Origin of the sequence: Pseudomonas sp. IT-P218 (assembly GCF_949767605.1) — a bacterium.
Taxonomy (GTDB): domain Bacteria; phylum Pseudomonadota; class Gammaproteobacteria; order Pseudomonadales; family Pseudomonadaceae; genus Aquipseudomonas; species Aquipseudomonas putida_AE.
The window spans coordinates 1-313 of the sequence record NZ_CATKQQ010000079.1; the positions used below are offsets into that span (position 1 = coordinate 1).

Here is a 313-nt window from a genome sequence, read left to right on the forward strand (position 1 = left end):
CTGCAAGCCTTCCTCAACCAGGTCACGCGCACTCGCCTGACCCTGCAGCAGGTCAACCATGCCGCCGACCCGCAGGACATGACCCAGACCCTGGCGCAGACCGTGTTCCAGGGAAAAAGCATTGACCTCACCGACACCCGCGCCTACGGCAGCCAGCTCGCCGCCAGCCTCGGCGCGGAGTGGGGCGGCATTGGCCAGACCCTGTTCGTGCAGCCGCTGGAGCAGGCCTGGCAGCGCGTCCTGCAACCTTCGGCCAGCAGCCTCAACCGTCAGTGGCAACGGGCGATCGTCAGTGAATGGGACGCAGCCTTTA

1 pseudogene is annotated in these 313 nt (G+C 66.5%); it reads left to right on the plus strand.

What is annotated here, in order from left to right:
* Window positions 1-313, plus strand: a pseudogene (locus ACM6I6_RS27550) (type VI secretion protein VasK); the annotation flags it as partial.